We start from the raw sequence: 9,371 nt of genomic DNA, 5'->3' as shown, positions 1-9,371 counted from the left end.
CGTTTCTTGTGTACGAACATGATGCAAAGATAGCTTGCGCCACCCAAAAATCCAAATACAAAGTGTCACTTTATTGATTTTTAATGATTTACGGCCGTTAACGGCTATTAACGTGGAAAACAGGAGAGGAGTAAGTTCCAACGGGAACTTACTCCTCTTTATATATATGGCTATTGTAGCCTATGGCTTATTTCAGTCCGCTTACCTCGTCGCGTGTGATGACATACTTTGAGTTGAAGAGGTCTTTGAGGAAGGCGGCAGTGTTGTAGTCGCTGTTGATATAGCTCATGCCGTCGCTGTCCTGGCCGTACCATGGCATGATCCAGCTCCACATGGCTCCATCGGTGAGCATGTTCTTCACCGAAGGCATGGCATCACCTTCAGCGAGAGCGATGATCTTCTTTCCACCTGTAATCTGGCGCAGCGCCTCGAACTGATCCTTATGTGCATCCTGATAGGGTGTTTGCAGATTCTTGCAATAGTAGTCGCGTGCGATGATGTCGACATATTCGTCGCCGGGATACCAGTCAGCGTCGTCGTAAGTCTTGCCGTCTTCGGTATAGGAGCCCTCAGAGGTCCATACCCAGATGAGGTTGTTCACACCTTTTGCCTTGAACTCGTCGTACATCATCTTCCAGAGTTTCTTGAAGAACACCGGTCCGGAGTTGCCCCACCAGAACCAGGCCTTGCCCGTGCCGCCGTAGCGTCCGTAGTTGCCGCGGGCCTCATGGAAGGGGCGCCAGATGACGGGGATGCCCTTAGCTTGCAAAGCGAGGAGATAGTCGGCGATGATGTCGATCTGCTTCATGGCGAACTTATGCTCCCAGCGGCTGCTGCGTGTGGCGTTCTTGGCAGAGAAGCCTTCGGTGTTGTAGGCCCAGGAGTCATAGTGGGTCTGGTCTGCTTCTGATGAAGGAACATTCCAGTGCCACATGCACTCCACGATGCCACCGTTGTTGGCCCAGTCTTCCACGGGTTTCGTATTGGTGTAGTCGATCCATCCCTTGGGATTGAGCGGTGCGCTATAGTAGTAGTGGACGAAGTCGAAGCAGTTGATGGCAGGGTATTTGCCAGTGAGCTGATAGAGCGCCTCGGCGTTCTGGGTGTTCCAGTTCACGTTGGCCATGGCAGCGGAGAGCACATGATTGCCGAAGTTCTCTTTGAGATAAGCATAGAGCTTCTTCGTCTCTTCGGTAGCATCAGCGTTGACGGGAGTGTCGGCGATGTTGAAGAGTGTCGGGTCGAAGTTGTTGTAAGCCTTCGTCGAGAACGAGAAGGTGTAGTCGCTGGCGAAGTTGTAGGAACTGTCACGCACTGACGGCTTCATGATGTTGACCTTGTAGTTCATACCCGCCTTGGCGTGGAAGGGGATGGTGAGCTGGTTGCCGCTGGTTGTCACCAAAGAGTCTATATAATAATAGGTGGTGTCGTCGGTGTAGACACGGATGGTAGTCTGCGGTGTGGCGACGACAGGCTCATTGTAAGTCACGACGATGTTGGCAAAGGTGTCGATGTCGGCAGCGTTGTCGGTGGGTGTCACCGCGACCACCTGTGGAGCGTCTTGGTCAGCGAAGGACCGTGGCTCACGGTAGTCGCTATTGTCATCGGAGCAGCTGGCGAAAGTCGTCATGGCGGCCAGGGCCAGCAAAAGGATATTTAATTTCTTCATGCTGAGTTGCGATTAATAATTCTTTGGTTCGATACGGAACTGTCCGAAGCTATGGTCCACGGTCCAGCCCTCATTATTGTTGGGCTGCATGACAAACTCCATGGCAGCCCATGAGCCTTGTGCCGGCAGCACATGCTTGATAGTGCCATCGTTTTGTTTCACCTCACAGAGCTTGTCGAGAGGAATGGAGACAGTAACCCACTTGCCGTAGGTATTGCGCAGACCAGTGGAGACGGGATCCCACTGGTGACGGGACACGCCTGCTGTGTTGAAGTCAAAGCAATAGCCTCCGTTCGGCGAGCCGCTGGCACCACTGGCACCATAGTCGGCAAATGGTGTAGAGCTGTTGGTGCAGACCTCAAACTTAAGTACATAGTTCTCGGGATGGTCTGTGAAGTCTTGGTTGGGCCAGTTGCATCCTATGCCGGTGGAATTCCATGACCAGCTGTCGAAGGTGCCCTTGATACGCAGGAACGACATACCGAGCGATTCGGGATCACCACTCTTGGTACCGTCGGTGACGAGATTCTTTCCCCAGTCGTTCCACCAGCCGAGGTCACCGGTGAAGTCACCGAAGAGCAGTGCATTCTTCATGCGGTAAGGCACTGTCTTGCTCATGTCCTTGCCCATTTCTTTCCATCGGAAGGTGATGAGCGAGTTGTCGGGGCAGTCCTTAGGGATGCGGATGCTTGTGAAGGTCTCCGAGCAAGAGTCGGTATGGATCTTCTGGCTGTATCCCTGCTCACTGTTGGTGATGGTGATGGACACCGGGCTATTGTCGGTGGTGTCGTTGAAATTGTAGAGGTCGAAATAGTCGCCGTTGAGCTGTACCTCACTGCCTTGGAGGGCAAACTCGTTGGAGAGTGCTTCTAACGCTACGTGAGGGATCGAGACGGGGAAGTACAGGGCTGTCTTGCCCTCGTTGGTCTCATAGACCAGTGTGTCGGTGACGTGCTCGGGAATCTTGCGCGGAATCTTCACGAAGCTCTCGCCAGACTCGGCATATACCTGCCGCACGTCGACCTCGAGTCCGTTGAAGGTGATCTTCTTCACGTTGGCGAGGTTGGTGCCCTCGATACGGAGCATCTGGTTGAGCGTGCCGCTGCTCAAAGCCGATATGCGCCCGGTGTCCTGGACATCATAGATGCCCGTGATGGAGGGAGCGCCGTGATTGGTGTAGCGGTCGGGGTAGTTGATATCCACGATATCGTTGCAGGCGGAGAACAGAGCAGCCGCCAGAAGTGCCACACCGATATGTTTGAATGATAAGATATTCATATTCTGTTTTTTATGATTTTATAGATACGAGCGTGTCGTTTAGTTCCAGCCTGGGTTGTTGCTGTTGATGCTGTCGTTGACGTTGATCTCATCGGTAGGAATGGGATAGAGCAGGTTGCGATCGGTGCGTGCCTTGTTGATGTTGGCATCGTCGCGTCCACCGATAGCGTTCATGGCCTGCAAGTAGATACCCCAGCGTATGAGATCCCAGCGGCGGTCGCCTTCGCATGCAAACTCCTTAGCGCGCTCCTCGAGGATGGTACTGCGCATGGCGGTCTTGGTGGCCGGTGTTTCCATCAGCGTAGCGTTGGAGCGCTTGCGCACGATGTTGAGGTAGTGCATGGCCTCGGCACTGTTGCCCAGCTCATTTTCAGCCTCGGCATAGATGAGAAGCACGTCGGCATAGCGCAGGAAGGGCCAGAACGACTCGGCGTACTGCGTGGCATCGTCGTCGACATCGTCGTACTTTGTGGTGAAGGCGAGGCACTCAGAACTTTGGTTGTACTGGTAGTTCATGCCTGTCTTCTTGTACTCAGTGTCCGGCTCACGCACGTAGTTGCCGTCAGCGTCCATACCGGTGATCTTCACGCTCCAGCTCTGCGGATAGTAGAAGGCACCGTTGTAGTCCTCCTGATAGTAGTAGCGCCATACGTGGCGTACGCCCTTGGTGATGCGGTAATCCTGGTCGTCGAAAAGATGGTACCAGTTGTTGGTGCATCCGATCCATCCGCCAGACTCGATAAATGGGCTGCCTTTACTCTTTTTGTAGCCGGAATAATAAGTATGTACGTTGGTGCAGTAGGTGGCGTCGCCCGTTGTGGACTCCACGCCCCACATCATCTCAGCGTCGTGGCAGTGGCTGTGCTTCCACAGATCGTCATAGGCAGTGAGCTCGTATGAGCCGTATTCACCGTCGATGACCTTCTTGGCCCACTCGGCAGCTTTCTTGTAGAGAGCCTGAGCGTCCATGTTTTCATAGCCTTCGACAGCTGTTTTCTTAAATGTCTCGGCAGTCGGCATGCGATAGTGCTTCTTGCCGTCCTCGGTGACATAAGGTGCACCGGTGCGCACGGTCACCTCCGTGCCGGCGGGCATGGCGGCGGCGGCCATGGTAGCGTAGACCTTTGCGAGCAGTCCGGCAGCGGAGCCGGCAGAGACGTGCCCGGTCTTGTAGTTGCTGTTGTTGCGGGTGTACATCAGGGAAGAAGCCTTGGTGAGCAGGTCGATGATGTGGTCGTAGATTTCAGCCACGGGGCGGCGGCTGTGCATAAACTCACCGCTATTGCTCACGTCCTCAGCCATATAGGGGATGGGGCCGTAGGCACGCACGAGTAGGAAGTAGGCAAAGGCCTCCTGGAAGTAGCATTCGCCGATGGCATTGTTTTTATAGGCCTCGTCGACGCCCTTCATCTGGCTGATATAGCGCACTGCCATATTGGCGTCGTTGATGAGGTTGTAAGGGCCTTTCCACATTTTGTCCAGTGCGCTCTCGCCTTGGAAGTTGCCGGCTCCGAGCGAGCTGAACAGCCAGTCGGGTCCTGAGATGTAATCAGCGTCCATCTCGAGTACACGTGGAAACTCGCTCCATCGGAACATGTCGTCGAGCCAGTTGCTATACACGCCGGTGACCCACATGTCGACACCTTCTTTGGAGTCTTCGACCTGATCGGGGCCGATAAAGCTCTCAGATTTCTCTTTCAAATAGTCATTGCAGGACGTGGTCAGCGGCAGCGTGGCCACCGTCAGCAGCAATGCGGCAGAGAACAGTTTATTGAATTTCATATTGCTTGTCGTTATATAATTAGAATGTCATGTTCACGCCGAAAGTAAAGGTGCGTGAAGAAGGATACGAGTAGATATCCACACCGCGACGGCTGGAATCGCTGCCAAAGGCGTTGACATCCGGGTCGTACCAACTGTAGTTGGTGATGGTGAAGAGGTTGGTGGCGGCGAAGGTGAACTGGATCTTCTCCAGTCCCGTGCTCTTGAAGGGATGGTTCCAGTTATAGGTCAGGCTGATGTTCTTCAGCTTGATATAGCTGCCGTCCTCGATATAGCGATTGCTGAGCAGGAATGTACGCTCATAGCCTGAGGAAGCCTTCGGCCACTCAGCCTGCTCGTAGTTGTCGGCTGTCCAGCGATGGTCATAGGCATCGCGTGTGATGTTACCGATGTTGCCGAGCTTGATGTCCATGAGGTTACCGTTGAAGATGTCGTTGCCGTGAGAGCCTTGGAGCATAAAGCTCAGGGTTAGGTCACGCCAGGAGATGTTGTTGGTCAGACCCCATGTATATTTCGGATTGGTGTCGCCGATGATGGTGCGGTCGGCATCAGTGATCTTTCCGTCGTGGTTAAGGTCGAGATATTTGATCTCACCGATCTTTGACTTCACGGTAGCGTCGGTGGAGTAGGTATACTGTGGGTCGGCTCTTACCTCAGCCTCGTTGTCGTAGAAGCCATCTTCCACATATCCGTAGATAGCACCGATAGGGCATCCGTTGCGCTGGATGAAGACGTTGTCGGCACCATACCACAGTGTGTTGGCAAACTGGTCGCCGTTGAGGCCACCGATCTTGTTCTTGTTGAAGGCAAGGTTGCCGTTGAGATCCCAGTGCCAGTTCTTGGTGTCAACAGGAGTGGCGCCGAGGGTGAACTCCAGGCCTTCGTTGGTGACATTGCCGGAGTTGGTGAGCTTGTTGGAGAAACCGTTAGAAGAAGGAATCTTCACTTCCTGCAGCAGGTCGCGGGTTTTCTTGTGATAGTAGTCCACGGTAAGCGTCAGACGATTGTTGAACCATCCGAAGTCGATACCGGCATTATACTGTGCGGTGGTCTCCCACTTGATGTTCTTGTCGACGGGGCCACGCCAGTTGACCATGGCAACGCCGCTGTTGAGCGAACCGCCGAAGGGATAGTTGGCCACAGCGAGCTGAGGCAGTGTGCGATAAGAGCCGATGCCTTGATTACCGGTCTCACCATAGCTCAGACGGAACTTCAGGTTGGAGAAGATGCCGAGATCCTTGATGAACTTCTCCTCGCTGGCACGCCAGGCGACGGCACCGGAAAGGAAGGTAGCCCACTTGTTCTCGTCGGTGAACTTCGAGCTGCCGTCGGAACGGACGCTTGCGGTGAAGAGATATTTGTTCATCAGCGTGTAGTTCACACGTCCGAGGAAGGAGACAAGACGCTGTGTGCCCTTGTCACTGGAGAGTGTAGCGCGGTCCTTGGCACGTCCCATGTCGTTGTCCTGTGTGAGGTCATCGGGGAAGTTCTGTACCACTTCGCTGTTGTTTTCCCAAGAGTCGCTCTCCACGGTGAAACCGGCGACGGCGTTCACGGCGTGGATGTTGTTGAAGGTGTGGTCGAAGGTCAGGATGCTCTCAGCGGTAGTAGAGGTCCAGATGTTGCTGGCCTTGCTGGCTTTGCCGTTGATCGGTGACTTACCCTCTTGGGTGTGACGGTCGTAATATGAGCCACGGTGCGAGTCGTTGTAGCCTAATCCGAGGTTCTGACGGAACTTCAGCCATTTCGGTACGATCTGAATCTCGAGATAAGAACTGCTGAAATAGTTGATACCATTAAGCTCGTCCTTGGTGCTACGCACATAGGCAGCAGGGTTAGCTGCAAGCCAGTTGAGGTTGTCGGCCTGTGTGGTATCCATGTTCGGACCGTAGGTCGGCGGGAAGATCAGTGCCGAGCGCACCACACCGGTGTTGTAGCTTAGCGTGTTGGCGAAGTTCGTCGTGCTGCGTGTGAAGCTCTGGTTCGTACCGATCTCCAGCCAGCTGTATACCTTGCGTGAGATGTTGGCGCGAAGGGAGTAGCGCTTATAGCCTGAGTTCTTGATGATACCGTCCTGGTCGGCATAGTTGCCCGAGAAGGAGTAATAGCCCCTGTCGTCACCGCCGCTCACGCCGATGTTGTAGTCCTGCTGGAACGCGGTGTGGAAGATCTCGTCCTGCCAGTCAGCTACGCCGAGCTCAGTGGCGTTGCCGTACTCGTCGTAGTACCATCCCGGATGAGCGTAGTCTTCGGGTTTGCCGGTGTATTTGCCTGTATTATAATTAATGTGTCCGTCGGAGTAGGCTTGGTAGCCCCATGTGCCGGGATAAGGATAGGTAGTGGCCTGCGAGCCGAGGTAGTAGCGGTCGTTGTCGATCTGCTCGTTCATATAGCGGGCGTAAGTCACCGGGTCGAGCATGTCGATCTTCTTGCTGATGTGCGAGAATCCCCAGTTGGCGGAGAAGTCCACCTTGGGTTTTCCGACTTTTCCTTTCTTAGTGGTAATGATGACCACACCATTGGCACCGCGGCTGCCGTAGATGGCGGTAGCGGAAGCATCCTTGAGGACCTCGATGTTCTCGATGTCGTGCGGGTTGATAAAGCTCAGTGGGTTGGAGCTCTGTTGGTTTTGTGTAGCGCCGTTGCTGGGTGTGCTGCCCGTCTCAAAGGGCACGCCGTCGACGATATACAGCGGCTGTGAAGACGTGGAGAACGAGTTGGCACCGCGGATGACGATGCTCATGCCGCCGCCCGGCGCACCGTCGCTCTGGTTGACCTGTACGCCGGCGATCTTGCCTTGCATGCCGTGGGCGATGTCCATGGCACCGCCCTTCATCAGGTCTTTGCCTGCGAGAGAGCTAAGGGAGCCACTGAGGTCGCTCTTCTTCATGGTACCGTAGCCGACAACGACGACCTCGTCCATGACCTTGGAGTCTTCGACGAGCTTCACGGTGATGTCGCTCTTGCCGGCCACGTTGATGGTTTGTGATGTGTAGCCCACGCTGGAGACGATGACTTTGGTCTTGCCTTTGGGCACGTCAATAGAAAAATGTCCGTCGAGATCGGTCACGCCACCAGTGCCCGTGCCTTGGACAACAATACTTGCGCCAATCAGCGTCTCACCGGTAGCACCGTCGACAACGGTACCCGTGAGCTTGGACTGGGCAAAGATTGGTAATGAGAGAACCGTCATTACCAGGATTAGAATTACTCTGTTCATGTGATTGTATATATAATGCTTATTTAGATTTAGCTTTGCTGTTGTATGGTTGGTATTGTTCGTGCGCAAAGTTACTGATAAATACTTGCATAGAATATTCTTAATTTTGCAATATCAAATACTATGATGCAATAATAAAGTCGGTGATGTGTATATAGGCAGGCTCTTATCTTAAATAGGTGTTCTACAGGTGTGAATACTATTTTGTCTGTAGGTAGTTGGAAGAAGAAAGAGAGAAGCGGCGAATGCCGCTCCTGCTCTTCTAAGAGAACGAAACGATCAAGCTATTGTGCTTTTGTTATTTCTGAATGTATTTCTTACCGTTGCGGATGACCATACCTCGGAAGGTCTTGCCAACACGCTGTCCTGCAAGATTGAAGGTTGCGCCTTCGTTGACTTTCTTGGTTGTCTGAACGCTGTTGATGCCGTCCGTTGTCGGGTTCGTGAATGTAACTTTGGTAAGTGTGGCATTGTAGCCCTTGATTACCATTCCGCCGGATTGGATGGTCTTTATGTCGTCGTCGCTAAGCGTGGTTGTGTAGGAAGTGGTGCCGCCTACGTTAATGGTGCCCCATTGAGGGTCTGCGTCCTTGGCGCTGGAAAGAGTATTCCAACTGCCGTCGCAGATTCCAATCTGTGAGTAGTCGGCATCGCTGTTGCAATCATAGTAGAACGTGAAAGTTGCACCACTCTTGGTAGAGGCGAACTTGCCAGCACTAATCTGTACGGCGAGAGAGCCGTCCCAGCTTGTACCGAAGTTGCTGCTGCCTTCCCATGCGACTTGCTCACCTTTGCTCTTCTCGGCGAGGTAGGCTTGATACTCTTCCTCGCTGACGAGGTAGGCTTTGTCTACGGTGACCGATGCCGTTGCTGTCGTGCTTTGCAACCAAATGTTGACGACCTTGTCACTGTAGTTCTCATTGAGTTTTATGTAGCATACTTTGTCGCCATCAGACAGAGTCCCTGTGGTAGTCAGTTCTTTAACGACGGTGGGATTGCCTTTGTCGTCAAAGGTCTTTCTATCGTTGTACTGTATGGCCGCATTAAAGTTGCCCGTGCAGTTGGAAACATCGAGTTCAAGATAGTCGCCGTCAGACCAGTCTGCACATTCTGTACCGTTGGCCAGCCAGTTGCCTGTCCCAGCCCAAGCCGCGGACATGGTGAGTGTGTTGCCGTTTACGGTGGCAGTGGCAGCATCCCAAGGCGACCATGTACCCAGTGTGATTTCTGTTTTTTCTGTTTGGGCACTCATGCTGGCAGCGGCGAGCAGAGCGACGAATAGAGTAGAGATTTTCTTGTAAGCGTCCAAAAATGACGTATTGCTTAAAGCCTTAAAATCTGTTACTTTTGTCCTCGACTTAAATTCATACAATTTATGGAGAGAACATCAGATTTTGAACAGCTGCTCTTCCTATATAAGAC

Annotated in this window: 5 protein-coding genes; all 5 read right to left on the bottom strand. The window is 53.2% G+C overall.

The window, feature by feature from the left end:
- Nucleotides 1–187: 187 nt before the first annotated feature.
- Nucleotides 188–1,669 carry a glycosyl hydrolase gene (locus FYJ73_RS15195; protein WP_154535587.1) on the bottom strand — a complete coding sequence of 494 codons (1,482 nt, stop codon included), beginning with the start codon at nt 1,667–1,669 and terminating at the stop codon, nt 188–190.
- 12 nt (nt 1,670–1,681) lie between these two features.
- The gene (locus FYJ73_RS15190) at nt 1,682–2,947 is read right to left on the bottom strand and encodes a glycan-binding surface protein (RefSeq protein WP_154535586.1); all 1,266 of its coding nucleotides are present in this window, start codon (nt 2,945–2,947) and stop codon (nt 1,682–1,684) included.
- Between the two features lie 39 nt (nt 2,948–2,986).
- Complete coding sequence (locus FYJ73_RS15185) at nt 2,987–4,729, bottom strand: RagB/SusD family nutrient uptake outer membrane protein (protein ID WP_154535585.1); 1,743 nt, start codon at nt 4,727–4,729, stop codon at nt 2,987–2,989.
- Between the two features lie 19 nt (nt 4,730–4,748).
- Nucleotides 4,749–7,949 (bottom strand): SusC/RagA family TonB-linked outer membrane protein, encoded by a 3,201-nt coding sequence (locus FYJ73_RS15180; RefSeq protein ID WP_154535584.1) that lies wholly within the window; start codon nt 7,947–7,949, stop codon nt 4,749–4,751.
- Nucleotides 7,950–8,247: 298 nt separating this feature from the next.
- Complete coding sequence (locus tag FYJ73_RS15175; protein WP_154535583.1) at nt 8,248–9,258, bottom strand: hypothetical protein; 1,011 nt, start codon at nt 9,256–9,258, stop codon at nt 8,248–8,250.
- Between the last annotated feature and the right edge of the window lie 113 nt (nt 9,259–9,371).

It is taken from the genome of Hallella mizrahii (genome assembly GCF_009695775.1).
Lineage (GTDB): Bacteria > Bacteroidota > Bacteroidia > Bacteroidales > Bacteroidaceae > Prevotella > Prevotella mizrahii.
The sequence above is the reverse complement of the archived record's forward strand: the minus strand, read 5'-3'. Positions and strand labels throughout refer to the sequence as shown.